This window comes from Nocardia yamanashiensis, assembly GCF_021183565.1.
In the GTDB taxonomy this organism is placed as follows: Bacteria; Actinomycetota; Actinomycetes; order Mycobacteriales; family Mycobacteriaceae; genus Nocardia; species Nocardia yamanashiensis.
Genome location: NZ_CP089226.1, coordinates 8012650 through 8036436, shown reverse-complemented (window position 1 = coordinate 8036436; position 23787 = coordinate 8012650). Strand labels below are relative to the sequence as shown.

Genomic DNA, 23787 nt, shown 5'->3' with positions numbered 1-23787 from the left:
CCAGTCGAGTGGCCTGAATCTACTGCTGTTCTTGATCGAATGTGCTCGTTTGGACTGTAAAATTGACATGAACGATCACCGGGTTGATGCTGGGTGGGTGCCGAGCCCGATCGATCGGATTCCCGAAACCCATTTGGCCGCAGAGGTGGCCACCCAGCCCGACGATTGGGTGCGAGCCGCCGCGGTTGCCGCCGAGTATCGGGAGTTGCTGCCCGCCGCCGGGGAACGCGTGGCGGTGATCGGCTGCGGGACCTCATTGTTCATGGCGCGCGCCGTTTCCGCAGTGCGAGAAGCCGCCGGTCAGGGGCTCACCGATGCCTGGCCCGCCAGCGAGGTGCGGGCCCGGGAGTACGACCGGTACCTGGTGATCTGCCGGTCCGGGACCACCACCGAGGTGATCGACGCCCTGCGCGCGCTGCCCGCCGGGGCACCGCGCGCCGTCATCTGCTCCAGTCCCGGTACCCCCGTGCTGGATTCGGCCGATCCGATCCTGATCGACTGGGCGGACGAGCGCTCGGTGGTGCAGACGCGGTTCGCGACGACAGCCCTCGCGGTGCTGCGCTGGCATCTCGGCGAAGACCTGAATCCGGCGATCGCGCAGGCGCGCGCGGTACTCGGCGAAGATCCGGCTATCTCACTCGCCGGGGTGCGCGGGGCCGCTCAGATCTCCTTCGTGGGTATGGGTTTCGCGGCGGCGCTGGCCGACGAAGCCGCCTTGAAACTGCGGGAATCCTGCCAGTCCTGGGCCGAGTCGTACCAGGCCGCCGAATACCGGCACGGACCGATCAGCATTGCCGCGCCGGGCCGGGCGGTATGGGGGCTGGGTGCGCTGCCCGCCGGGCTCGGCGACGAGATCGCCCGCACCGGAGCGAATTTCGAGCATCGCGCCATCGACCCCATGGCCGAGCTGGTGCGGGTGCATCGGCTGTGCCTGCTGCGGTCGGCCGAACTCGGACTGGATCCCGATCATCCGCGCGGTCTGAGCCGTTCGGTTGTGCTGCAATGATTCCGGTCGGGTAAGGGGAACATCGTGAACGAGGTCGCTGCCGGGGATCTGGTGCTCGGCATCGATGTGGGCGGTACCACCATCAAGGGTGAGATCACCGATGGCGCGGGCGCGGTCGTCAGCACCGCCACCGTCGATACCCCGCGCGGTGTGGCCGCTTTCGACGCCATGGAGGATCTCGGCGCGCGGCTGCTCGGCGAACTGCCCGCCGCCCGCCGTGATCGCGTGGCCCGGGCCGCCGTCATCCTGCCCGGCATCGTGGATCCGGCGCGTTCGCTGGCGGTGTTCAGCAGCAATATCGGCTGGCGGGATGTGAAGGTGGGCGACCGTTTCGGCGGGCGCTGGGGCATGCCGGTGCTCATCGACCACGATGTCACCGTGGCGGGCTGGGCCGAATGGCGTTACGGCGCGGGCCGCGGCAGCGACGACGTGTGCGTGCTGATCGTCGGCACGGGCATCAGCGGCATGCTCTCGGTGGGCGGCCGGCTGGTGCGCGGCGCGGCCGGGCAGGCGGGCGAGTTCGGGCACATTCCGGTCCGGCATCGTGACGGCCTGCCCTGTCCCTGCGGCAATATCGGCTGCGTCGAGACCGTCGCGTCCGGACCCAATATCGCCCGCGCGTACACCCGCCGCACCGGACGCGGAATCTCCGGAGCCGAAGCGGTTTTCGCGGCGCTGGGCAGCGACCGGGATGCCGGGGCGGTGGTGCACGATGCCATCGACGCCATAGCCGAGGCGCTGCTGGGCACCATCCACGCCACCTGCCCGGAACTGATCGTGCTGGGCGGCGGCCTGGCCGGGGCGGGGCCGGTCCTCACCGACACCTTGCACTCGCGGCTGTCCGCGCTGCTGCGCGTCGCGCCCGTGCCGCGAGTCGCCCTGGGCGAGTTCGGTATCCGCTCCGGACTGGTCGGCGCCGCGAAGCTGGCCCGCGCCGGTGCGCTCGCCTGAGGATCGGGTCCGTATGGAATTGCGCGGCCGACTGATCACCGCCGCCGGCGTCCGTGATGACGCGGTGATCACCGTGCGCGGCGAACGCATCACCGCCATTCACGAAGTCCCGCAACGCTCCGCCACGCCCCGCGAATCGCCCCCGGCGTTCCTCGGCACCATCCTGCCCGGCCTGGTGGACATTCACAATCACGGCGGCTTCGGCCATCGCTTCGACACCGTCGACCCCGCCGAAGCCGCCGCGGCCGCCGCCTTCCATCACCGCGCCGGCTCGACCTCCGTGCTGGCCAGCATCGTCACCGCCACGCCCGAGAACCTGATCGCCCAGGTGACCACCCTGCGCGGCCTGGTCGCCGACGGCACCCTGGCCGGTATCCATATCGAAGGCCCCTTCCTGTCCGAAACCCGGTGCGGCGCACACGACCCCGCTCTCCTCCGGCACCCCGACCCGCGCCTGATCGAACGCCTGCTGGAAGCGGCCGCAGGCACGCTGCGCGTCATGACCCTCGCCCCCGAACTCCCGGGCTTCGCCGCCGCCGCGAAACTGCTCACCGAGAACGGCGTGACCGTCGCCCTCGGCCACAGCGACGCCGCGTTCCCCGATTTCCGCGCCGCCCTGCCACCCGAAGGCCCCGCCACCCTCATCACCCACCTGGCCAACGGCATGCGCCCCCTGCACCACCGCGACCCCGGCCCCATCGCCGCCGCCCTGGTCGCCGCCGCCGCCCAGCAAGCCACCATCGAACTCATCGGCGACGGCGTGCACCTCGACCCCGGCTTCGCCGCCCTCGCCTTCACCACCGCCCCGCGCCGCATCGCCCTCGTCACCGACGCCATGCAAGCCGCCGGAATGCCGGACGGCACCTACCAACTAGGCCCGCAAACCGTCCACGTCACCAACGGCACCGCCCGAGTCCCCTCCGGCTCCATCGCCGGCGGCACCGCCACCCTCCTTCATTGCCTCCGCTGGTCGATCCACCACTGCGGCGTCCCCCTCATCGACGCGGTAGCCGCCGCCACCGCCACCCCCGCCGCGGCCACCGCCCTCCCCGAAGTAGGCGACCTCCGCCCCGGCATGTACGCCGACGCCATCGTCCTGGACGACAACCTGCGACTTCGCCGCGTAATGCGCCGCGGCAGGTGGCTGTCATGACCTCGCAGCAGCCCGCACGTCGGACCACCGGGCCGTCTCCGCGCCGGGCGAGCCGGCGACATATGCACCCCACGAGTACACGTCGAATCGGTGGCGGACCAGGGCTCTGGACCGGCGGCGCGCAGGCTGCTGCCCGAACTCGGGGCGGACGACAGCCGGGTCGGAGGCCGGGGTGATCCTCACCGTGACAATGAATCCCGCGTACGACGTCACCTATCGCGTCGAGCGGCTGGCGCGGGGGCGGGCGCAGCGGGTGCTGGCCGTCGAGCAGCGGCTCGGGGGTAAGGGGATCAATGTGGCGCGGGTGCTGGCGCAGTTGGGGAAGCCGGTGCGCACCACGGGATTCGCGGATCTGGAGTTCGGGGCGGCCGTGGGGGCGGAGTTGTCGGCGGACTTCGTGCCGGCGCTGCCCTGGGTGCGGCGGACGCTGGTGGTCAGCGAGTCCGGAGACGGGACCGCTACCGGGTTGTGGGAGCCGGGAGCCCGGGTGAACGATCCGCGGCAGTCGGTGGACCGGCTGCTGGATCGGGTACGGACACTGCTGCCCGAACTGCGCGGGCTGGTGGTGTCGGGCTCTTTGCCCGCGGGCGTGGCGGATTCGGTGCCCGCCGACCTGGCCCGGATCGCGCTCGCCGCGGGCGTGCCGGTCATCTGCGACGTCGACGGACCGGCACTGCTGCTCGCCGCGGCCGTACCCGGCGTCGTGCTGATGCCGAACAACGAGGAACTCGCCCGGCTGCTCGGGCCGAGCGCCGCCGCCGCGGCGACCGGCGTCATCGACCCGGACGGCCTCGAAGCCTGCCCCGTGGACGAGACTTCCTCCGGTCCAGCGGTTTTCGGGGCCGGCGGCGGATCGACCGCAGCCTTGGCCGCCCGGCTGCGCCCACTGGTGGACGGCGGGGTTCGGGCCGTGATCGCCACGCGCGGCGCGGCGGGGATGGTGGCGGCGACCACGTCCGGCGCATGGGCCGCGTGGCTGGGAGAACCGTTGTCGGGCAATCCGACCGGCGCGGGCGATGCCGCCGCGGCCGCCGTTGCGGCGGGGCTGGCGGCCGGGGGCGCACCGGATTGGCCCGAGATCCTGCGGGATGCCATCGCCACTTCGGCCGCGGCCGTGGTGGTTCCGATCGCGGGGGCGATCGACACCTGTTTGCGGGCGCGTTTGCTGCCCGCGGTGGTGGTCAGCGAACTGGGGGCGAGTGCACGGGAGGCGCGTGCGTGAGAACTGCTAGCTGCTGGAGGCGCGGATGCCGTTGCTACCCATATTCGATCTGATCGTGGCGGCCCGCCCCGGTGGTCTGGGGGCGTTCAATGTGATCGCGCTGGAGCACGCCGAGGCGATCGCGGCAGCCGCCGAAGCCACGAAGAAGGCTGCGGTGCTGCAGATCTCGGAGAATACGGTGCGGTATCACGGCGGCCTGCGGCCGCTGGCACGCGCCTGTCTGGAGGTCGCGGGCGGCAGCGGGGCGGCGCTGGCGGTGCATCTCGATCACGCCACCTCGTTCGAATTGATCAGGGAGGCCGTCGGATTGGGGATGACCTCGGTCATGTTCGACGGGTCGGCCCTGGACTACGCGGAGAATCTGGCGCAGACGGCGCGGATCGCCGAGTGGTGCCATGAGCGCGGCGTGCACGTGGAGGCCGAGCTCGGGGAGGTCGGCGGCAAGGACGGGGCGCACGCGCCGGGGGTGCGGACCGATCCGGACGAGGCGGTGGCGTTCGTGGCGGCCACGGGCGTGGACGCGCTGGCGGTGGCGGTGGGGTCCTCGCACGCCATGCACCGCCGGGACGCCCGCCTGGACGACAAGCTGATCGCGCGGCTCGCCACCAAGTTGCCGGTGCCGTTGGTGCTGCACGGGTCATCGGGGGTGCCGGATGCCGGGTTGCGGTCGGCGGTGCGCCACGGCATGGCGAAGGTGAACATCGCTACCCGGTTGAACGTGGCACTGGCCGAGGCGGTGCGCGGCGTGCTGGACGGAGATGCGGAGCTGAGCGACCCGCGCAAGTATCTCGGCCCCGGTCGGGACGCCATTCAGGCCGAGGTCGAGCACTTCCTGCGTTTGCTCGCCCGGCCCGGCACGGGGTAGCCCCGCACGGCCCGCAGCGCCCGCTTGGTATGAATGCCGGGTGGCTCGACACCTCTTCCTCTGCCCCCTGCGGTGGTCCGATATGGACGCCGACGGGCACGTGCACAATGCCGAACATCTGCGCTACCTGGAGGAAACCCGGATCGACCTGTTCCGGTCGCGCGAGTTCTCCGGTTCCAGCGTGGTAGCCCAGATGGACATCGACTACCTGGTCCCGCTGCGCTACCGCGCGCATCCGGTCCGGGTGGAGTCCTGGGTGACCCGGGTGGGCGGCTCCTCCTTCACCCTGGAGCAGGAGATCCGCGACGACGACGTGGTGTATTCGAAGGCGGTGTGCGTCATGGTCGCCTTCGATCAGGCCACCCAGAAATCGCGTCCGATCCCGGATGCCGAGCGCCACATGCTCGAGGAGCTGACCGCCTGATGCACACCTACCAGATCCAATTGCGGCGCACCGATATGGACGCGCTGCAGCACCTCAACAACGTGGTGTTCGCCCAGTACCTGGACGAGGCCCGCGCCGACCTGCTGGCCGCGCACGAATCCCCGGACGCCGCATGGCGTGTCGTGGTCGCCAAGCAGAGCCTCAGCTACCGCACCCCGCTGGTGTTCCGCCGCGAGCCGGTGACGGTGACGACGGTGGTGCAGCGCATCGGGACCTCGTCTTTCACACTGGCGCACCAGATCCGCGACACGGACACCGTCTACCTCACCGCCACCTCGGTCCTGGTCGCCATCGCCGACGGCGCGTCCCGCCCGCTCACCCCCGCCGAACGCGACTATCTGACCGCCCTGTCGGCCGACGCCCTGAGCCCGTCCGCGACCTGACGCCATCGCTCGTAACAATCCGGTGAGGTGATGGACACGACCGGCTGATTCCATGAAAAAGGGGAACTCCACCGCTGCGAGGCTTTCAACGCGGAGAACCCCGAGGAGGACATCATGGACGAGCCGGTTTGCATGGATTGCTGGCGTCGCGACAACCTCACCTTCGCCCAACGCCTGGATCCCGCATTCGTCAAGCCCGGACCGGTGCATCGGTGCGCCATGCACCGGAAGCTGCGGGACGAGCACCTCGAGCGCGGCGACAAGGCCGCGTAATCGCCCACGCGAACGGGGGTTACGGTTCGTCGATCACGACTCCCGTTCGCGCACACCGCTTCTCGCCCCATTCGTAGAGGGCGGTCAGCACCGGGACCAGGCTCCAGCCTTCCTCGGTCAGGTCGTACTCCACCTGGGGCGGCACGGTCGGATACACGGTGCGGCGCACCAGGCCGTCGGCCTCCAGCTCCCGTAATTGCTGCACCAGCATCTTCTCACTGGTGCCCGGCATGAGCCGGCGCAGTTCGCCGTAGCGCCGCACGCCTTCCTTGAGGTGCGCGAGGATGACCGGCTTCCATTTGCCGCCGATCAGGTCGACGGTCACCTCGACCGGGCAGTAGTAGCGCTTCGCGGGCATCCTCGCCTCCGGTACTTACCGAAAAGTGCGTTCTTGTAACACTGTAATCATCGCGCTTCCATGGGTTCTCATGAAGGTGATTACATTCGATCGATTCAAGCCCGGCGTCACCCTGGAGACCATCACCCCGTACCTGCCCGAGGAAGTCGCGAATGTGTGGCGGCTGTGGAAGGCCGGGATCGTGCGGGAGAACTACGCCCGCGCCGACGAACCCGGCGTGGTGATCGTGTTCGAGGTGGACAGCGTCGAGGAAGCCCAACGCTACATCGAGGATTTCCCGCTCACCAAGAAGGGTTTCCTGGAGTGGACCTACGTACCCGTCACCGCGCCACTGCCTTTGGAGGCGCTGATGGCCGCCGAGGTGGACGTGTCCGAACCCTACGACCGGACCGCGTGAGGCCGCGATGCGGAGCGCGTACGGCCTGAGCATTCCGCAGACCGTCGAGGACGCGTGCGATCCGGCGCGGCTGGCGGTGATCATCTACGACATGCAGGTCGGCATCGTGAGCCAGATCCCCGACGGTGAGCGCATCGCCGCGGCCTGCGCAGAATTGCGGGATGCGGCCCGGGCCAATGGTTTTCGCGTCTTCTACACCCGGCACATGTCGATTCCGCCCGCCGCCGCCGGCGTCGCGCAATTGCGCACCGCCATGGAGTGGCAGCACGTCGACGATCCGGCGGAACTCGGCACGGCCTTCCCACAGGGCTCGCCCCACTACCAACTGATCCCCGAACTGACCCCCGGCCCGGACGAGGTGGTCTTCGACAAGATCACCATGTCGGCCTTCGCGGGCACCCCCCTCGATATCGCCCTGCGCGACTTGGGCATCGACAGCTTCGCCATCGCCGGCATCGCACTGGAAGTAGGTATAGAACCGACCGTCCGCCACGCCACCGACCTGGGCTACCTCCCGATCATGGTGGCCGACGCCTGCGGCGCCGGCCACCCCGAAGCAGCCGAACGAGCCTACGCCACCCTCGATTTCGCCGGCGGCTCCCGCACCACCGACCTGTCCACCCTCACCACCCTGCTGAGCAAGGCCGGAGACCACACCGAAATGTGAACTATCAGCAAATATCTTCGGCGGCGGTGACCTGCGTTGACCTATCATGGGAGGCACCGCCCGGTCGGCGTTCGAGGGAAAAAGATTATGGCCAAGATGACCACCGAAGCGTTGCTCGACGTTTTCAAATCCATGACGCTGCTGGAGCTTTCGGAGTTTCTGAAGGCGTTCGAGCAGGAGTTCGGGGTGACCGCCGCCGCGCCCGTGGTGGCGCCCGGCGTCCAGGACGCCCCGGCGGTGGAGGCCCCCGACGAGCAGAGCGAATTCGATCTGGTGCTGGAATCGTTCGGGGACAAGAAGATTCAGGTCATCAAGGCCATGCGCGAGATCATTCCCGGGCTGGGCTTGAAGGAGGCCAAGGATCTGGTCGAGGCCGCCCCCAAGGCGGTGCTGGAGAAGGTCGACAAGGATGTGGCCGAGGCCGCCCGGATCAAACTGGAAGCCGCCGGGGCGCGCGCCGCACTGCGGTGAGCAGCCGGCGGTGTGACTCCAGGCGGGCCGCGCGATCGTAAGTGCTGGTGTGGACGAGGATTTCGTCCGCACCGGTGCGCGCGACCAGGTCCTCCAGTTCCGGGATCACCGTCTCCTCGGTGCCGTGAATGTGCCCGCGCAGCGACTCTTCGAAGATCTTGCGCTGCCGCTCGGTCATGGGCTCACGTTCGATCTGCTCGGGTGCGATCAGCGCCGGGAATTCCCCGCGCGTGCGCGAATACGCGGCCGACCACGCCTCCGGCAGCAACAGCCGGTGCGCTGCCTCGGCACTGTCGGCGATGACGGCCGACGCGGACACCATCACATAGGGTTCCGCGCGCTGTGCACTCGGCCGGAAGTCGTTGCGGTAGCGCGCGATCGCTTCCACCATGGGCTCCACCCCGGAGACCGCCGCGATCACCAGCGGTAGCCCGAACCGCGCCGCCCGATCCGCCCCGGACGCGGTGGCCAGCAGGTACGCCGGAATGTGCAGCCCTTCGGCGGGCCAGGCGTGCACCCCGTTCCGGCCCGCCTCGAGGTAGCCGAGCAATTCGGTCAGGCGCGCGTCGAAATCCTCGGCATCGTCCTTGCCGTGCCCGAGCGCCCGCCGCACCCCGTCGGTGAACCCGACCGACCGTCCCAGCCCCATATCGATGCGGCCCGGATACACCGACTCCAGCACCCCGAACTGCTCGGCCACCACCAGCGGCTGATGGTTGGGCAGCATCACCCCGCCGGTGCCGATCCGAATCCGCGAGGTCGCCCCCGCCACCGCCGCGGCCAGCACCGTCGGCGCCGACCCCGCCACCCCGGGCACACTGTGATGCTCCGACACCCAGAAGCGGTGATACCCCCACTCCTCGGCCAGCCGCGCGAACTCGACCGTCTCCCGCAGCGCGTCCGGATAACTCTGCCCGGCCCGCACCCGGGAACGGTCGAGGATCGAGAAGCGCACGTCCTGAAGTGCCGAGTTCATATCCGGACCCAACGCGTGCGGCCGGAATCGATTCCCGTGCGAACGACCGATTAGTTTCCGGCGGGCCCGCCGTCAACACCTCCGACAGCGCCGCGACGGCCGCTCCGCAGCTCGAAACGAAAGGCTCCGACATGGAGAAGATCACCACCCCCGCCGGTATCGACATCGCCTACGACCGCTACGCCGGCGGCGACGCGGGCACGGTGATCCTGGTGGGCGGCGCGTTCAGTCACCGCGGCTTCGCCAAGATGGTGCAGCTGGCGCAGCGCCTGGCCGCCGACTACGGCCTCACCGTGATCAATTACGACCGGCGCGGGCGCGGCGACAGCGGCGATACCCCCGGCGTCTACGACGTCGAGAACGAGATCGACGATCTGGCCGCCCTGGTCGACGCGGTCGGCGGCGCAGCGGCCCTGTTCGGCTGGTCGTCCGGCGCGGGCCTGGCGCTGCGGGCCGCCGCGTCCGGTCGCATCCCCGGCCTCACCCGGGTGATCGCGTTCGAGCCGCCGTTCGTGGTGAACCACGACGATTTCGTGCCCGCCGCCGACCTCGCCGACACCCTGCATCCGATGATCGCGGCGGGTCGCGACAAGGAGGTCGTGAAGTTCTACATGATCAATGGCATGGGCATGCCGAAGTTCTTCACCGCGCTCATGCCGCTGACGCCGATGTGGAAAGACCTGCAGCGCACCGCGAAAGCGACCGCGCACGACTGGGCGATCATGAACCCGTTCATGCGCGGCGAAGCTCTGCGCGCCGCGGACTGGTCCGGCGTCAAGGTGCCCGTGCTGGTGCTGTCGGGCGGCAAGAGCGGCAAGCTGCTGCGCACCGGCGCGGCCGGCATCACCGCCGTGCTGCCCGATGCCGAGCACGTGGAAATCGCCAAGCTCAGCCACAACCCGAATATCGATCTGCTGACCCCGCCCGCCGGTGAATTCCTCACCGCGGCCAACTGACCCTCACCTCGAAACAAGGAGCACGATCATGCGCAAACTCACCGCCGGACTGTTCATTTCCGCCGACGGCGTTATCGCCGACCCGCAGGACTGGCACTTCCCCTACTTCGACGACGCCATGGGCGAGGCGGTCAACGCCCAGCTCGGTTCCGCCGACACGCTGCTGCTCGGGCGTAATACCTATGACAGTTTCGCGGGTGCATGGCCGGGCCGCGAGGAGGCCGGTGGGCCGGACGCGGGGATGGCGAAGGCGCTCGGCGATGCCCGCAAGGTCGTGGTGTCACACCGGGAACTGGATTCCGATTGGCGCAATTCCGAACTCTTGCAGGGTGATCTGGTCAAGGCCGTCGAGGAATTGAAGCGGGAGCCGGGGGCCACCGATATCGCCATGAGCGGTTCGCCCTCGGTGGTGCGGCAGTTGCTGGAAGCGGGCCTGCTCGACGAACTGCACCTGCTGGTGCATCCGATCGCGGTGCGCAAGGGTGAGCGGCTGTTCGACGACGGCGTGACCGTTCCGCTGCGGCTGATCTCGGCCACGCCGTTCCCGTCCGGGGTCATCCACGTGATCTACGGTCCGGCCGAAGCGCCCGCCGCGGCCGGGTACGACGAGGCCAAAACCCATCTGTCGCAAGGCGAGTGAGCGGTCAGCGCACCGGGCGCAGCACGCAACGGGTGCCGGTGTAGATGGTGGGCATGCACTCGTTGCAGTGCACGCACGCCGACCGCGTGGTGAAATCGGATTGGATGCGTCGCAACAGATTCGGTTCCCGCAGCAGGGCACGGCCCATGGCGACGAAGTCGAAGCCTTCGTCCATGGCGGTGCGCATGGTGTCGTGGTTGGTGATGCCGCCCAGCAGGATGAGCGGCATCGACAGCTCGCGCCGGAACTGGCGGGCGCGCTCCAGTAGATAGGCCTCCTGGTACGGGTACTCCTTCAGGAAGGCGCGTCCCATCAGGCGGAAGCCCCAGCGCGCCGGTCCCGGCAGGGTTTTGGCGAAGGCTCTGCGGGGCGCGTCGCCGTGGAAGAGCAGCATGGGATTGAGCAGGGAACTGCCCGCGGTCAATTCGAGGGCGTCCAGCGCGCCGTCGGCCTCCAGCCAGGCGGCGATCTGCAGGGAATCGGGCAGGGTCAGGCCGCCGGGCCGCCCGTCCTCCATATTCAGCTTGGCGGTGACGGCGAGCCGCCCGCCGACGGCTTCCTTTACCGCACAGGCGATTTCCCGCGCCAGCCGCGCCCGGTTGGCGAGCGATCCGCCGTAGGCGTCCTTGCGGCGATTGAGCAGCGGGCTCATGAACGCGCTCACCAGATAGTTGTGCCCGAAATGGATTTCGACGGCATCGAATCCGGATTCCTCGGCCAGCCGGGCCGCGCGCACGTGCGCGTCGATCAGCTCCCGGATCTCGAATTCATTGGGCACCTTCATGAACCGCATCCCCAGCGGGCTGAACATGGGGCTGGGCGAGAGCGCGGGCAGCCGATTGGACGCCGCATTGGCGACCGGCCCGGCATGCCCGATCTGCGCGCTCGCCGCCGCGCCCTCGGCGTGCACGGCATCGGTCAGCTTCCGCAGTCCCGCAACGGCTTCCGGCCGCATCCAGATCTGATGGCGGTCGGTGCGCCCGCCCGGCGCGACCGCGCAGTAGGCGACGGTGGTCAGGCCGACCCCGCCCGCCGCCACTTCGCGATGGAATTCGATCAGCTCGTCGGTGACGAGGGCATCGGGGGTGCGGCCCTCGAAGGTCGCGGCCTTGATCACCCGATTGCGCAGGGTGAGCGGCCCCAGCCGGGCGGGGGCGAAGACGTCGGTCACTGTTGTTCTCCTGTCGGCGCGGTCAGTCCGGCCACCACGAAGGTCCGCAGGGTGGCCACCGCTCGTTCGGACAGCTCCCGGTCGCCGGTGCTGCCGAATTGCGTGATGATCAGGTCGAAGGCCAGCATCCAGCGGCGGCGCGCCTCCAGCTCGGCCAGCTCCGGCAGCAGGCCGACCCAGGAGTCCATGCGGAACCAGGGCAGCCGCCACGCGGTGAGCTGCCGCCGCATGACGAAGCGGGCCAGCAGCCGCAGATGCAGCCGCCCGACCGGGTCGGCGGCCAGCTCCACGAAAGGCGCGAGCACCGCGTCCACCACCGCCGGCACCGCGGCGGGCGAATCGGCGTGCGCGGTGGTCACATCGGTGAGCCGGTCGGCCCACAGCGGACCCAGCCGATCCTCGATGAGCGCGCCGACCAGGGCCTCCTTGGACCCGAAGTGATAGTGCACCGCAGCCGGATTCGCCCCGGCCGCGGTGCAGATGCCCCGCACCGAGACCTCGTCGTACGGCTCGGTGAGCAATAACCGCTCAGCGGCGGCCAGCAACCGTTCGCGGGTGCCCGCGGCGACCTTCTCGACCATGCCGAGTAGTGAAACAGGTTTCAAACGATATTTCAATCATTGATTGAACGCGCTGCTCAGCCGCTCGCAAATGACCTTTCGCGCGGCCTTGCCCTCCGGCGTGGGGGTCAGCGGGTACACGTGCACCAGCCCGACGCCGTCGTGGAATTCGACGTCCACGCCCGCCCCGCGCGCCTTGTCCACCAGCAGTTCGGTGTCCGGATAGACGATGTCGCGCGATCCGCAGAAGACGGTGAGCGGTCCGAGCCCGTCGAACTCCGCGCACAGCGGGCTCACGATCGGATCGTCCAGGGGCAGTTCGCCCCGCCAGTGCTCGATGAACACCTGGATCCCGTGCCGCCCCAGCCACGGATCGGTCGGCAGCACGATATCGATCTCGGGATTGTTCATGGACAGATCCAGCGCCGGCGCGATCAGCACGGTCCGCGGCAATCGCACCCCGTGCGCGTCCCGCAACAGCACGGTGGCCGACAAGGCGATCTGCCCGCCCGCCGAATCCCCTGCCAGACACACATTTCCGTACTGTTCCCGCTGTTCGAGAGCGATTTCCGCGACCACCGGCACCACCTCGGCGGCGGTCGCGAACGGCACCAGCGGATAGATCGGCACCGTCACCGCCAGCCCCGCCTCGGCCGCGATATCCGCGCACAACCCCCAGTGCTGCGGCGAGATCTCGTTCACCCAGCCCCCGCCGTGCGTGTACACCACCGCACCCCGCGCCCGCCCCCGCTTCGGCGTGAGCGTGTAGATCGGCCACCCGTCCCGCCGCCCGACCGCGACCTCCACATCCGATCGCAACCGCCGCGGCGGTCCGTACGGGCGCGGGCGCACGCTCCGCTCCCGCAGATGTTTCCGCGCCCGATCGGCGTCCAGGAAAGTCCGGTTGACCCGCATCAACCGCAGCAGCCCCGGAATGGCGCGCGCACTGGCGAAACTCGGCCGCCCGGCCTTTGGAGAATCCATTCACCCACCGTAAGCGGGCGATCGGCCGGCCACCCGCATCCCGGCCGGAGTCCACCCGGCCCCGGGAAACACGGCAATCGATCGGATGACCGATCCCGCCCGATCGCACGGCTGCGCGAAAACGGACACCCGACCGTATGCTGTCCGCGAGGTAGACCGGAGCGTCCGATCCGCCTGCGCGTCATAGGGATTGGAGGGCGCCGATGCCTCCGGGATACGAGCCGCAAGAGTCGCCGGGCTATCGCCCCCGGCAGACTCCCGGATACGAGCCGCACGAGACGCCCGGATACGGTCAGCGGCCGCAGCCGGGTTACGGGTCGCACGAGCCCACCACCGCTTTCGAGGCGCCCGGGTCCTCCGGAAACGAGACGCAGCAAACCTCCGTGTTCGGCGCACACGAAGGGTCCGGATACGGCGCGCAGGAAACCTCGGTATTCGGCGCGCACGAAGGATCCGGGTACAGCGCGCAGGAAACCTCCGTCTTCGGCGCACACGAACAATCCGGGTACGGCGAGCAGCAGACCTCGGTATTCGGCGCGCACGAAAAATCCGGGCACGGCGCGCAGGAAACCTCGGTATTCGGCGCGCACGAAACATCCGGATACGGCGCGCAGGAAACCTCGGTGTTCGGTGCGCGCGAAGGATCCGGGTACGGCGCGCGGGACTCGTCCGGACCCGGGCGGCAGGAGTTTCCGGAGTATGGGGACGAGAACTATCTGTGGGATCAGCCCACGCAGGTGTTCGAGCCGATCCGCGATGCCCCGGCCGCGGCGCCGGGCGGCGGCAGCGGCGGGAAGCGTTCCGGCGCGGTGCGATACGCGCTGATGGGGCTGGCCGTGGTGCTGGTCGGGGTGCTGGCCGTCGGCGGGTTCTTCGCGGCGCGGCATTTCGGCAGTTCGGCCGTCGACGCCGAGGCCGTGGTGACCACCACGCCGCGCGCCGCCGTCACCACCTCCGCTGCGCCCACCGGGCCCAGCGCTCCGGTCGCCGGAGCGCCACTGGCCTCGGTGGCCGCCTGGGTGAAGGCGGGCAAGCAGGTCGACAGTTCCAAATTCCACAGCGCCACCAGCGAATCGGACGGCAAGACCAATAATCTCGGTTCGGGGGTGGCCTTCGTCAGCCCGTCCGGGAAGATCCAGTGCATGACGCCCAAGGGCGGTCCCCGCGGCAAGGAAGGCCTGGCGTGCCTGGTGAACTGGGACAATCCGCCGCAGCGTCCGGCCGCGCTGGCCAAGGGCAATTGGGTCGCCAGCTGGGTCGACTTCCCCGGCGAAACTCTCGGGATCGGCAAGAACGCCGGTGATCCCGGTCAGTTCCTGCTCGGCAAGGGCGACACCCTGGCCTATGGCAGCCGGGTGACCTTCGACGACTACGACTGCCGCATGGAGGAATCCGGGCTGGTCTGCGTGAACGAGAAGGCCAGCACCGCGATCCAGCTCAACTCGGCGGGCGCCCTGGTCTTCGGCTGCCTCGGCGAAACCGCGTCGAAGGAATACGGCAAGGCCTACTCCTGTGGCGGCGTCACGACCACCACGTCCGCCGCGCCCACCGTCATCAAGGCCGGCGACAAGTGCACGAAAGCAGGCGAGACGGGCTACAGCGCCAATCTCACGCCCTTGACCTGCGATACGGCCGGGGATTCCGGATTGCGCTGGCAGGACCTGAACCCGATCAGCGCCGGCGCGCCGTGCTCCGCCGAACAGGTGGGGTATTTCGGCTACACCGCCGACGGCACCCGGGTGCTGTGCACCCGCACCCAGCGCACGGACGCGTCCGCGTGGAGCGTGCCGAACCAGCGCGTCGCCGCCGGCCAGCACGAGGTCGGCGAATCCTGCAATCCGAAGGAGGACAAGCTGGGCGCGACCGCCGACGGGAAGGCCGTGTACTGCAAGGCGGCGAACGGTTCGCCCACCGCCACCTCCGGCGAGTGGAAAGCCAGCGCTTGAAAATTCGCGGCGGCCGCTCGCGCCGCCGCGAATGCTGCCAGAATCCAGACGTATGGGAGTGAACGAGATCGCCGCCGCCGGGATCGCACGGCAGCGCGAGGCCCTCGACGGCGCGGCCGTATCGGCGACGGAACTGGTGGCGGCCACGCTGGAACGCATCGAGGCCGCGGCTGATCTCGGCGCTTTCACCCGGGTGCTGCGCGAGGCGGCGCTGGCCGAGGCCGCCGAACGGGACAAGGAACGCGCGGCGGGCGCGGAACTCGGCCCGCTGCACGGTATTCCGATCGCGATCAAGGACGAGATCGACGTGGCGGGCGTGGTGACCAGCTTCGGCACCCGCGCCAACCGCACCCCGGCGCGCGCCGATGCCGAGGTGGTGCGCCGACTACGCGCGGCCGGCGCGGTGATCGTCGGCAAGACGGCCATGCCGGAGTTCGGGCAGTGGCCGTTCACGGAATCGAGCACCTATGGGGTGACCCGCAATCCGTGGAACCGGGAGTTCAGCACGGGCGGGTCCAGCGGCGGCTCGGCGGCGGCGGTGGCGGCGGGGCTGGTACCGGCGGCGCTGGGTGGTGACGGCGGCGGATCGATCCGGATTCCCGCGGCCTGCTGCGGATTGTTCGGCTTGAAGCCGCAGCGCGGGCGGGTGCCGGTCGCACCCAACGAGCACCTGTGGTGGGCCTTGGGCGTCACCGGCCCACTGACCCGCAGCGTGTCGGACTCGGCGCTGGTCTACGACGTGATTCGCGGTGGCGCACCGCAGGATCGCTTCCAGGCCGCGGAGCCGATCATGTCCTTCACCGCCGCCGCCCGGCGCGATCCAGGCGTGCTCCGCATCGGCTATACGACGAAAGCCCCTGCGGCGCTGACGAAACCGCACCCCGAGCATGTGCGTGCGGTCCGCGAGACCGCGGAACTTCTGACCCGCCTGGGGCATTCGGTCTTCGAGATGGACCCTCCGTTCCCGGACGCCACGGCCGCGTTCCTGCCCCAGTTCTTCGGCGGCGTGCGCGCCGAGGCGGCGGCGGTCGAGGATCCGGCACTGCTGGAGCGCCGTACCCGCGAAACCGTGCGCCTCGGCGCCTGGGCCCGGCGGCCGGTGATCGAATGGGCCATCCGACACGGAGAAGCCCTGGCGCGCAAGGCCGAAGCGCTCTTCCGCGACTACGACCTGCTGCTCACCCCGACCATCACCGGCCGCCCGCCCCGACTGGGCGTGCTGGACGGCGGCGGTACGGCGCGCGCCATGCTGGCCGCGCTGCCGATGATCGCCTACACCAGCTTCTGGAACGTGACCGGCCACCCGGCCGCCGCGCTGCCCGCCGGACTGGGCGCGGACGGTCTGCCCCTGTCGGTCCAGCTCATCGCCCCGGCGAACGGTGAAACCACCATCCTCCCGGTTGCCGCCCAACTCGAACAGGCCCGCCCGCACCCGACCCTCTGACCCCGGGGTGTCAGGGCTCGATCGGCAGCCCCGCCTCGCTCCAATCCTGAATGCCCTCACGGTACTTGCGGACGTTGGTGTAGCCGAGTCCTTCCAGGCGGGTGGCCACCTGCTGGCTGTTCGCGCACGCCGGATTCGAGCAGTAGGTGACGATGGCGGCGTCGAGATCGGGCAGCAGGATCGGCGCCTGTGCCTCCACATCGTCGTCGACCAGCGCCACCGCCCCCGGCAGGTGCGCCTTGGCGTAGTACTCGCCGCCGAGGGTGTCGAGCACGATCACGCTCCCGGCCTCGATTTCCTTGACGAGCTCGTCACGAGTGATCAACGCGGTCATGGGTTTTCCTTCCGAACCGAAATTTATGTGCGTGTGCACGCTACTACTTATGTGCGCGCGCACGCAATAGGCTAGGCTGAGCCCGTGCCGAAACCTCCCGCTCGCAGCCATCCCGCCGTCGGCGCCTGGGCCGCCCTGCTCCAGGTGCACGCCAAGCTCGTCCCCGAACTCGACGCCGAATTGCGCCGCGCCACCGGCCTGCCGCTGAGCTGGTACGACGTCCTGCTCGAACTCGACGGCCCGACTCGATTGCGGATGAGCGACCTCGGCGAACGCGTAGTGCTCAGCCGCACCCGGGTCAGCCGCCTGGTGACCGAACTGGAATCACACGGCCTGGTGCAGCGCGAAGCCAATCCCGAGGACGGCCGTTCGGCGTTCGTCGCCATCACGGCCGAAGGGCGGCAACGCTTTCGCGAAGCCGCCCCGCACTATCTGGCCGGTATCCAACGCCGGTTCGCCGGCAAGCTCGACGACGCCGAACTAGACGCGATGGGTTCGGCACTCCGGAAAGTGCTGTCCCCCACCGCGTTACCGCTCACAACGCGCGACTGAGCGGCACATTGATCCAGCTCGGCGCGCTCGGATCCAGTTCCACGTGCTGCGGCAGCAATCCGCTCTCGTTGAGCAGCGGCCGCAACGGCAGCCCGCGCGGGAAGTTGAACGCGAACACATCCACCCGCAGCCGATGCCCCGGTTGCAGCACCGCGTCGGTGGCGGTCAATCCCAGATCCAGCTCGGTCCGCTCACCCGGCACCAGCGGTTCCCGGTCGGCGAGCGTCAGGAACGGATACGGGTCGATGTAGTCGCCATTGGCCGACCGGGTCGCCCGGGACTCGTCCACCTTGCGCAGCGAAGCCGTCAGCTGCCCGGAGGTGAGCACGGTCGACTTCCCGTCCGGCGCAACGTCATTGAGCGTGGCGCTCCAGTACCCGTCGGTGGCGTCCAGCACCGTGTTCAGGTGCAGGTTCACCGCCCCGGAGATCAAGGTCGCCTCGCTCACCGGCGCACTGGTGAAGGTGAGCCCGTTGAGCTCCATCGGCCGCGCGTCCTTGGCGCAGGCATCCAGGATCGCGGTGACGCCGGCGGTGATCTGCGCGCTGTCCCGCGAGCACAGGCTCATGATGCCCGGCCCCACCGTAAGCCGTGCCGCCGCACCGGGTTCCGCGCTCAGGCTGCCGTCGTACAGGCTGGTGGCGGTGGTGCCGCTGGGCTCGGCCGAAAGGTACATGCGCCGGTAATCCACCTCGGCACGCGGGAATTGGCCGGTGCTGGTCCAGCCGCCGCCCTGCTGGAACAGCGTGACCGGGCCGTAGGAGTCGATGTCGTTGTCGATGCCCTTGAGCCACTTGTCGAACCACGCGCGCTGCAAGACGTCCAGCCGCGGCGGCGCGCCCGGATTGCCGAACCCGCTGCCCGGATTGGCGTGGTAGGTATCGCCCATGATCAGCTGCTTCTGCCCGGCGGGCAGCGGAATCGCGTCGTAGATGCGCGGTTCGGAGTAGGTGAAGATGTCGTGCCAGCCGCCGTAGACGAAGGTCGGGACCCGCACGTTCTCCGGATGCCCGAGCCAGGCGGTGCGCAGCGGGCTGTCGGTCTCCAGCAACGACTTCAGGGTGTCGGGGATCTCCGGCACCGAATTGATGGTCAGCGCTTGGATCACGTAGTCGAAGAACGTCAGCGGGCTCGTCAGGCGATCGCCCAGCCACTTCCAGTCGAAGTTGCCGCCGAAGATCGACACCAGATCCGGCATCCACTTGAGGCCGTTCACGCCGAGCAACCACGGTGGGATGAAACCGAATCCGAGCGCGCCGCCGGTGGCCAGCACATCGCGCACCAGATCGCTGCCCGGCTCGACCGGGAAGATCGCCTTCAGCGCCGCGGGCTGCCGCGCGGCGGCGTGCACCTGATTGATGGCCGAATAGGAGATCCCGCTCATCCCGATCTTGCCGTCCGACCAGGACTGCTTGCTCGCCCAGTCGATCACCTCGACGCTGTCGAGCTGTTCGCGCTCCTGGAAGACCTGCCAAACCCCTTCGGAGAAGCCGGTTCCGCGCACATCGGCCACCACCTGGGTGTAGCCGCTCTGCACCAGTTTGCGATCGGCGGCGAACAGCCGCGCCGCCCCGCCCGGTACCACCTTGGAGAGTTCGGAGAGCCCGCCCAGCCCGACGCCGGAGAGATCGAATCCGTTCAGGAATCCGGTCAGCACATCCGAGAGCCCCGGAATCGAGAGCGCCGACTCCGCGACCATGGACACGAGTTTCGTGTACGGCGTGAGGTTGACGATGGTCGGCAGCGGCGTATCGACGATATTGCCGGCGGCGTCCATCGGCCGATAGACGTTGGCCTTCAAGACCGTTCCGTCACTCATGGTGATCGGCACGTCCCAGTCGATGTGCACGCCCGGATACTGCGGCGCGCCGTCGTGGGTGGCGGTCCACGCCGCGCCGAGCGATCCGGCGTCCGGTTCGGTGGCCGCGGTGACCGGGCTGAGCAATCCGCCCACCACCACCGCGGCCGAGACGGCGGCCAGTGCCCCGGCCGCGCGACGGCCGGCCTTCTTCAATCGCATTCGATGCCCCGAGTCGAATCATGGGAACCCCAACGTTCCCAAACTGACTGGACAGTAACTTGTGCCACAACACATAGCAAGACGTGGCCTGCGCCACCCCGTGCACGAGCTGGCGCAGATGCGACGGATCAGTCCTCGACGAGCCGGGCGAGCAAGTCCCGCAAGGTTTCTCGCTGCGCCGCCGAGAGCGGGGCGAAGATCTCCGCTGCGGCGGCGCGCCGGGCCGCCGACATCGCCTGCACCGCTTGCCTTCCGGCGTCCGTCGGCGTGACCAGCGTGGACCGCCGGTTGGCCGGATCGGGCGCCCGGGACACCAGACCGGCGGCGGCCAGCCCGTCGACCACGGTGGTGGCCGAGCGCGGCACGATGCCGAGGTAACCCGCCAGGGCGGACATGGACAGCGGCGCCTCGGCATGGCCGAGGATGCGCAGCGCCCGCCCCTGCGAGGGGGTCAGCCCGAGCGGTGCGAGCCGGGCCGTCTGATTGCGCCGGATGCGTTTGGAGGTGCGCAGGAACAGCTCGGGCAGGTCGGGTTCCGGGGCATTCGCCATGATTCTGAGCATAGGTCATTGTTTCGGGAAGAATTATGAGCCAAGCTCAGTTATAGCGCGTAGTTCCTTCGAAAGGAGGCGCCTATGGCTTCCCAACCACAGCTCCGCCGGATCGTCCGGCTGTTCCACCCGTATCGCGGCCGCCTCGCCCTGGTGGCCGCCCTCGTCGGCCTCTCCTCGCTGGCCGGTCTGGCCTCCCCGTTCCTGTTGCGCGGCATCATCGACGACGCCCTGCCGCACGGGCGCACCGGCCTGCTCACCGTCCTCGCCGCCGGCATGATCGTGGTCGCCATCGCGACCAGCGTGTTCGGCGTGCTCCAGACCTATATCTCGACCGCGGTCGGCCAGGACGTCATGCACGATCTGCGCTCGGCGGTGTATGCCCGGCTGCAATCGATGCCGCTGTCGTTCTTCACCGCCACCCGCACCGGCGAGGTGCAGTCGCGCATCGCCAACGACATCGGCGGTATGCAGTCCACCGTCACCTCCACGGCCACCTCGCTGGTCTCCAATGCCACCTCGGTGATCGCGGCCGTCATCGCCATGTTCGCCCTGGAATGGCGGCTCACCCTGGTCTCCCTCGCCATGCTGCCGGTCTTCGTGTGGATCAGCCGCCGGGTCGGTTCCGAACGCCGGCGCATCACCTCGCAGCGGCAGAAACAGCTGGCCGCCATGTCGGCCATCGTCGAGGAGTCGCTGTCGGTGAGCGGCATTCTGCTGGCCCGTACCATGGGGCGCTCCCCCGCGCTGATCGACGACTTCACCCGGGAATCGCGCGGCCTGGTCGATCTGGAGATCCGGTCCTCGATGGCCGGGCGCTGGCGGCAGTCCACCATCGGCATCGTGATGGCGGCCATGCCCGCGATCATCTACTGGGCGGCCGGGCTGACCTCGGCGTCCGGGCATCCGCTGGTGTCCATCGGCACGCTGGTCGCCTTCACCACGCTACAGGCCGGACTGCTGCGGCCCGCGGTCATGCTGCTGTCCACCGGCGTCGAAATCCAAAGCTCCATGGCGCTTTTCGGGCGCATCTTCGAATACCTGGATCTGCGGCCGGATATCGAGGAACCGGCGAAGCCGGTGCCGCTGCCCGAGCAGGTGCGCGGCGAGGTGCGGTTCGACGGCATCGGGTTCGCCTACGATCCGGCGGACCGGCAGACACTGCGCGATATCGACCTGACCGTGCCGGCGGGCACCAGCTTGGCCATCGTCGGCGAAACCGGTTCCGGGAAAACGACTCTCGGCTATCTGACGGCGCGGCTGTACGATCCCACCGCCGGGCGGGTCACCCTGGACGGCATCGATATCCGTGAGCTGTCCTTCGCGGATCTGGCCGCGGCGGTCGGCGTGGTGTCGCAGGAGACCTACCTGTTCCACGCCTCGGTGGCCGACAATCTGCGCTTCGCCAAACCCGACGCGACCGACGCGGAATTGCACGCGGCCGCACGCGCCGCGCAGATCCACGACCACATCGAGTCGCTGCCGGAGGGCTACGACACCATGGTCGGCGAACGCGGCTACCGGTTCTCCGGCGGCGAGAAGCAGCGCCTGGCGGTGGCACGCGCCATCCTGCGCAATCCGCCGGTCATGGTGCTGGACGAGGCCACCAGCGCCCTGGACACCCGCACCGAACGCGAGGTGCAGGCCGCCATCGACGCCCTGGCCGCCGGGCGCACCACCATCACCATCGCCCACCGGCTGTCCACCATTCGCGAGGCCGATCAGATCGTGGTGCTGGACAAGGGACGGATCGTCGAGCGCGGCACTCATCGGGAACTGCTGGCCCGCAACGGTTTCTACGCCGACCTGCTGGCCCGCGACGAGGTGCTCGCGGCGGCCTGACCACCGGGGTTGCGCGAACGGTTGCTCTGAGTATGCTCAGAAATGAGCCCACTCAGAAAACTGTTCGATTTCGGAGGTGGCAGGTGACGATTTCCAGCGGAAACAGCGACGTCGGCAGGCGTGTGCAAAAGGTGGAGGACAAGCGGGCCCGGATCTTCGAGGCCGCTTCCACCCTGTTTGCTGAAAACAGCTACGGGCAGGTCACCACCCAACAGGTCTCCGATCGCGCGGGCATCGCGGCGGGGACGCTGTTCCGCTACGCGGCCTCCAAAGGCGAACTGCTGCTGATGGTTTACAACGAGCGGTTTCGGCACGCGCTGGAACTGGCCGGGCGGCGCTCGGGGGCCGAACGCGACGCGGGCGCGGCGGCGCTGACGATCATGCGGACGATTCTCGACGTCGCCACCGACAATGCCGAGAACACCGTCGCCTATCAGCGGGAACTGCTGTTCGGGTCGCCCACCGACACCTACCGGGCGCAGGGGCTGGCCATGATCGCGCAGCTGGAATCCATGATCGCCGACCGGCTGGCCGCCGAGGCGCGAGCGCACGGCGCGGCGCCGCCGGACCTGGAGCGGCGGGCTCAGCTGGCGGGCCGCAGCGCCTTCGCGGTGCTGAATCTGACCCTCGCCCAACCCGCCACCGGCGCGCACGCGGGGGCGGACGCGGTGAAAGACGTTTGCGCACAAGTACTTCAGATTGTCGCCGGGTTCCGCGCGGAGCTCGGTTACCACCTCACATCAGGAGAGGAACGACAGGCATGAGCATCGAGATCCGGAAGGTGACCGTACTGGGCACCGGCGTACTGGGTTCCCAGATCGCCTATCAGACAGCGTTTCACGGCTTCGACGTCACCGCGTACGACATCAGCGACGAGGCATTGAGCGCGGCGCGCAAGCGGTTCGAGGGGCTGGCGGCAGCCTACAAGAACGACCATATGCCGGGCGCGGACGACAAGGCCGACGCGGTGGCGGCGGGGATCGCGCTCACCACCGATCTGGGGGCGGCGGTCAAGGACGCCGATCTGGTGATCGAGGCGGTCCCCGAGGTGCTTTCGCTCAAGCAGGAGACCTATCGCAAGCTCGGCGAACTCGCCCCGGAGCGCACCATTTTCGCCACCAACTCCTCCACCCTGCTGCCCAGCGCCATGAAGGATTTCACCGGGCGGCCGGACAAGTTCCTGGCGCTGCATTTCGCCAACCAGGTGTGGAAGATGAACACCGCCGAGGTGATGGGCACCCCGGACACCGATCCGGCGGTATTCCAGGCGGTGGTGGATTTCGCGAAGGCCATCGGCATGGTGCCCATCGAATTGCACAAGGAGAAGGCGGGTTACGTCCTCAACTCGCTGCTGGTGCCGCTGCTGAACGCCGGAATGGCGCTGGCGGCAGGCGGGTACGCGGAGCCCGACGCGGTGGACAAGACCTGGCGGATCGGCACCGGCGCACCGATGGGGCCGTTCCAGATTCTCGACATCATCGGGCTCACCACCCCGTACAACATTCTCGCCAACAGCCCGGATCCGGCCGCCGCGCCCCTCGCAGCATGGCTCAAGGCCAACTACATCGATCAGGGCAAGCTCGGCATCGCCACCGGCGAGGGGTTCTACAAGTACTGAAA

27 protein-coding genes are annotated in these 23787 nt (G+C 69.0%); 19 read left to right on the top strand and 8 right to left on the bottom strand.

Features of this window, described 5'->3' with window-relative positions:
* The first annotated feature begins 97 nt into the window (after nucleotides 1–97).
* The 8 genes from LTV02_RS37090 (at nucleotide 98) to LTV02_RS37055 (ending at nucleotide 6298) form a co-directional block, all read left to right on the top strand.
* Nucleotides 98–1006: an SIS domain-containing protein gene (locus LTV02_RS37090; RefSeq protein WP_233036176.1), complete on the top strand. Its 909-nt coding sequence runs from the start codon at nucleotides 98–100 to the stop codon at nucleotides 1004–1006.
* A gap of 24 nt (nucleotides 1007–1030) precedes the next feature.
* Nucleotides 1031–1957: an ROK family protein gene (locus tag LTV02_RS37085; protein WP_233036175.1), complete on the top strand. Its 927-nt coding sequence runs from the start codon at nucleotides 1031–1033 to the stop codon at nucleotides 1955–1957.
* A 13-nt stretch (nucleotides 1958–1970) separates the two neighbouring features.
* A complete protein-coding gene (locus tag LTV02_RS37080; RefSeq protein ID WP_233036174.1) occupies nucleotides 1971–3110 on the top strand; it encodes an N-acetylglucosamine-6-phosphate deacetylase in 1140 nt (379 codons plus the stop codon).
* A gap of 190 nt (nucleotides 3111–3300) precedes the next feature.
* Nucleotides 3301–4332, top strand: a complete 1032-nt coding sequence (locus tag LTV02_RS37075; RefSeq protein ID WP_233041877.1) for a PfkB family carbohydrate kinase — start codon at nucleotides 3301–3303, stop codon at nucleotides 4330–4332.
* 25 nt (nucleotides 4333–4357) lie between these two features.
* A complete protein-coding gene (locus tag LTV02_RS37070) occupies nucleotides 4358–5197 on the top strand; it encodes a class II fructose-bisphosphate aldolase (protein WP_067715053.1) in 840 nt (279 codons plus the stop codon).
* Between the two features lie 40 nt (nucleotides 5198–5237).
* Nucleotides 5238–5621, top strand: coding sequence for an acyl-CoA thioesterase (locus LTV02_RS37065; protein WP_233036173.1), 384 nt, complete (start codon nucleotides 5238–5240; stop codon nucleotides 5619–5621).
* Entirely contained in the window at nucleotides 5621–6025 is a 405-nt protein-coding gene (locus tag LTV02_RS37060) for an acyl-CoA thioesterase (RefSeq protein ID WP_233036172.1), read from the top strand. Before LTV02_RS37065 ends, LTV02_RS37060 begins: the two co-directional genes overlap by 1 nt.
* Nucleotides 6026–6139: 114 nt before the next feature.
* The gene (locus LTV02_RS37055; RefSeq protein WP_157762345.1) at nucleotides 6140–6298 is read left to right on the top strand and encodes a hypothetical protein; all 159 of its coding nucleotides are present in this window, start codon (nucleotides 6140–6142) and stop codon (nucleotides 6296–6298) included.
* A gap of 19 nt (nucleotides 6299–6317) precedes the next feature.
* Here LTV02_RS37055 and LTV02_RS37050 read toward each other — a convergent pair whose 3' ends face one another.
* Entirely contained in the window at nucleotides 6318–6656 is a 339-nt protein-coding gene (locus tag LTV02_RS37050) for a winged helix-turn-helix transcriptional regulator (protein WP_067715060.1), read from the bottom strand.
* 70 nt (nucleotides 6657–6726) lie between these two features.
* Here LTV02_RS37050 and LTV02_RS37045 point away from each other — a divergent pair, with 70 nt between their 5' ends.
* The 3 genes from LTV02_RS37045 (at nucleotide 6727) to rplL (ending at nucleotide 8191) form a co-directional block, all read left to right on the top strand.
* Nucleotides 6727–7053: a YciI family protein gene (locus LTV02_RS37045; RefSeq protein ID WP_233036171.1), complete on the top strand. Its 327-nt coding sequence runs from the start codon at nucleotides 6727–6729 to the stop codon at nucleotides 7051–7053.
* A gap of 7 nt (nucleotides 7054–7060) precedes the next feature.
* Nucleotides 7061–7720: a cysteine hydrolase family protein gene (locus LTV02_RS37040; RefSeq protein ID WP_233036170.1), complete on the top strand. Its 660-nt coding sequence runs from the start codon at nucleotides 7061–7063 to the stop codon at nucleotides 7718–7720.
* An 87-nt stretch (nucleotides 7721–7807) separates the two neighbouring features.
* Nucleotides 7808–8191 (top strand): 50S ribosomal protein L7/L12, encoded by a 384-nt coding sequence (gene rplL, locus LTV02_RS37035; RefSeq protein WP_233036169.1) that lies wholly within the window; start codon nucleotides 7808–7810, stop codon nucleotides 8189–8191.
* Here rplL and LTV02_RS37030 read toward each other — a convergent pair.
* The gene (locus LTV02_RS37030) at nucleotides 8151–9167 is read right to left on the bottom strand and encodes an LLM class flavin-dependent oxidoreductase (RefSeq protein ID WP_233036168.1); all 1017 of its coding nucleotides are present in this window, start codon (nucleotides 9165–9167) and stop codon (nucleotides 8151–8153) included. The two genes, rplL and LTV02_RS37030, sit on opposite strands and share 41 nt — an antisense overlap.
* A 131-nt stretch (nucleotides 9168–9298) precedes the next feature.
* Here LTV02_RS37030 and LTV02_RS37025 point away from each other — a divergent pair, with 131 nt between their 5' ends.
* Both LTV02_RS37025 and LTV02_RS37020 read left to right on the top strand, forming a co-directional pair.
* Nucleotides 9299–10123 carry an alpha/beta fold hydrolase gene (locus tag LTV02_RS37025; protein WP_233036167.1) on the top strand — a complete coding sequence of 275 codons (825 nt, stop codon included), beginning with the start codon at nucleotides 9299–9301 and terminating at the stop codon, nucleotides 10121–10123.
* 28 nt (nucleotides 10124–10151) lie between these two features.
* Nucleotides 10152–10763, top strand: a complete 612-nt coding sequence (locus tag LTV02_RS37020; protein ID WP_233036166.1) for a dihydrofolate reductase family protein — start codon at nucleotides 10152–10154, stop codon at nucleotides 10761–10763.
* Between the two features lie 4 nt (nucleotides 10764–10767).
* On the opposite strand, the gene LTV02_RS37015 is transcribed toward LTV02_RS37020, so the two are convergent.
* From LTV02_RS37015 to LTV02_RS37005, 3 genes are read right to left on the bottom strand one after another with little or no spacing between them, the layout of a single operon-like run.
* Nucleotides 10768–11934: an NADH:flavin oxidoreductase gene (locus LTV02_RS37015; RefSeq protein ID WP_233036165.1), complete on the bottom strand. Its 1167-nt coding sequence runs from the start codon at nucleotides 11932–11934 to the stop codon at nucleotides 10768–10770.
* Nucleotides 11931–12515 carry a TetR/AcrR family transcriptional regulator gene (locus LTV02_RS37010; protein WP_067715081.1) on the bottom strand — a complete coding sequence of 195 codons (585 nt, stop codon included), beginning with the start codon at nucleotides 12513–12515 and terminating at the stop codon, nucleotides 11931–11933. Before LTV02_RS37010 ends, LTV02_RS37015 begins: the two co-directional genes overlap by 4 nt.
* Nucleotides 12516–12551: 36 nt before the next feature.
* Nucleotides 12552–13478: an alpha/beta hydrolase fold domain-containing protein gene (locus tag LTV02_RS37005; protein WP_233036164.1), complete on the bottom strand. Its 927-nt coding sequence runs from the start codon at nucleotides 13476–13478 to the stop codon at nucleotides 12552–12554.
* A gap of 203 nt (nucleotides 13479–13681) precedes the next feature.
* Here LTV02_RS37005 and LTV02_RS37000 point away from each other — a divergent pair, with 203 nt between their 5' ends.
* Entirely contained in the window at nucleotides 13682–15424 is a 1743-nt protein-coding gene (locus tag LTV02_RS37000; protein WP_233036163.1) for a hypothetical protein, read from the top strand.
* A gap of 52 nt (nucleotides 15425–15476) precedes the next feature.
* On the top strand, nucleotides 15477–16868 hold the full coding sequence (locus LTV02_RS36995; protein ID WP_233036162.1) for an amidase: 1392 nt from the start codon (nucleotides 15477–15479) through the stop codon (nucleotides 16866–16868).
* 10 nt (nucleotides 16869–16878) lie between these two features.
* On the opposite strand, the gene LTV02_RS36990 is transcribed toward LTV02_RS36995, so the two are convergent.
* Nucleotides 16879–17202 (bottom strand): rhodanese-like domain-containing protein, encoded by a 324-nt coding sequence (locus tag LTV02_RS36990; protein ID WP_233036161.1) that lies wholly within the window; start codon nucleotides 17200–17202, stop codon nucleotides 16879–16881.
* A gap of 84 nt (nucleotides 17203–17286) precedes the next feature.
* On the opposite strand from LTV02_RS36990, the gene LTV02_RS36985 reads away from it, so the two are divergent.
* Complete coding sequence (locus tag LTV02_RS36985) at nucleotides 17287–17754, top strand: MarR family winged helix-turn-helix transcriptional regulator (RefSeq protein ID WP_233036160.1); 468 nt, start codon at nucleotides 17287–17289, stop codon at nucleotides 17752–17754.
* Here LTV02_RS36985 and LTV02_RS36980 read toward each other — a convergent pair.
* Nucleotides 17738–19774 carry a CocE/NonD family hydrolase gene (locus LTV02_RS36980; protein ID WP_233036159.1) on the bottom strand — a complete coding sequence of 679 codons (2037 nt, stop codon included), beginning with the start codon at nucleotides 19772–19774 and terminating at the stop codon, nucleotides 17738–17740. The genes LTV02_RS36985 and LTV02_RS36980 overlap by 17 nt on opposite strands.
* A 128-nt stretch (nucleotides 19775–19902) precedes the next feature.
* Nucleotides 19903–20325, bottom strand: a complete 423-nt coding sequence (locus tag LTV02_RS36975) for a MarR family winged helix-turn-helix transcriptional regulator (RefSeq protein ID WP_233036158.1) — start codon at nucleotides 20323–20325, stop codon at nucleotides 19903–19905.
* Between the two features lie 84 nt (nucleotides 20326–20409).
* Between LTV02_RS36975 and LTV02_RS36970 the strand changes: the two genes are divergently transcribed.
* From LTV02_RS36970 to LTV02_RS36960, 3 genes are all read left to right on the top strand, one after another.
* On the top strand, nucleotides 20410–22167 hold the full coding sequence (locus LTV02_RS36970; RefSeq protein WP_233036157.1) for an ABC transporter ATP-binding protein: 1758 nt from the start codon (nucleotides 20410–20412) through the stop codon (nucleotides 22165–22167).
* Nucleotides 22168–22250: 83 nt separating this feature from the next.
* On the top strand, nucleotides 22251–22931 hold the full coding sequence (locus LTV02_RS36965) for a TetR/AcrR family transcriptional regulator (RefSeq protein WP_233036156.1): 681 nt from the start codon (nucleotides 22251–22253) through the stop codon (nucleotides 22929–22931).
* On the top strand, nucleotides 22928–23785 hold the full coding sequence (locus tag LTV02_RS36960; RefSeq protein WP_233036155.1) for a 3-hydroxyacyl-CoA dehydrogenase: 858 nt from the start codon (nucleotides 22928–22930) through the stop codon (nucleotides 23783–23785). The genes LTV02_RS36965 and LTV02_RS36960 overlap by 4 nt, the downstream gene beginning before the upstream one ends.
* The last annotated feature ends 2 nt before the right edge of the window (nucleotides 23786–23787 follow it).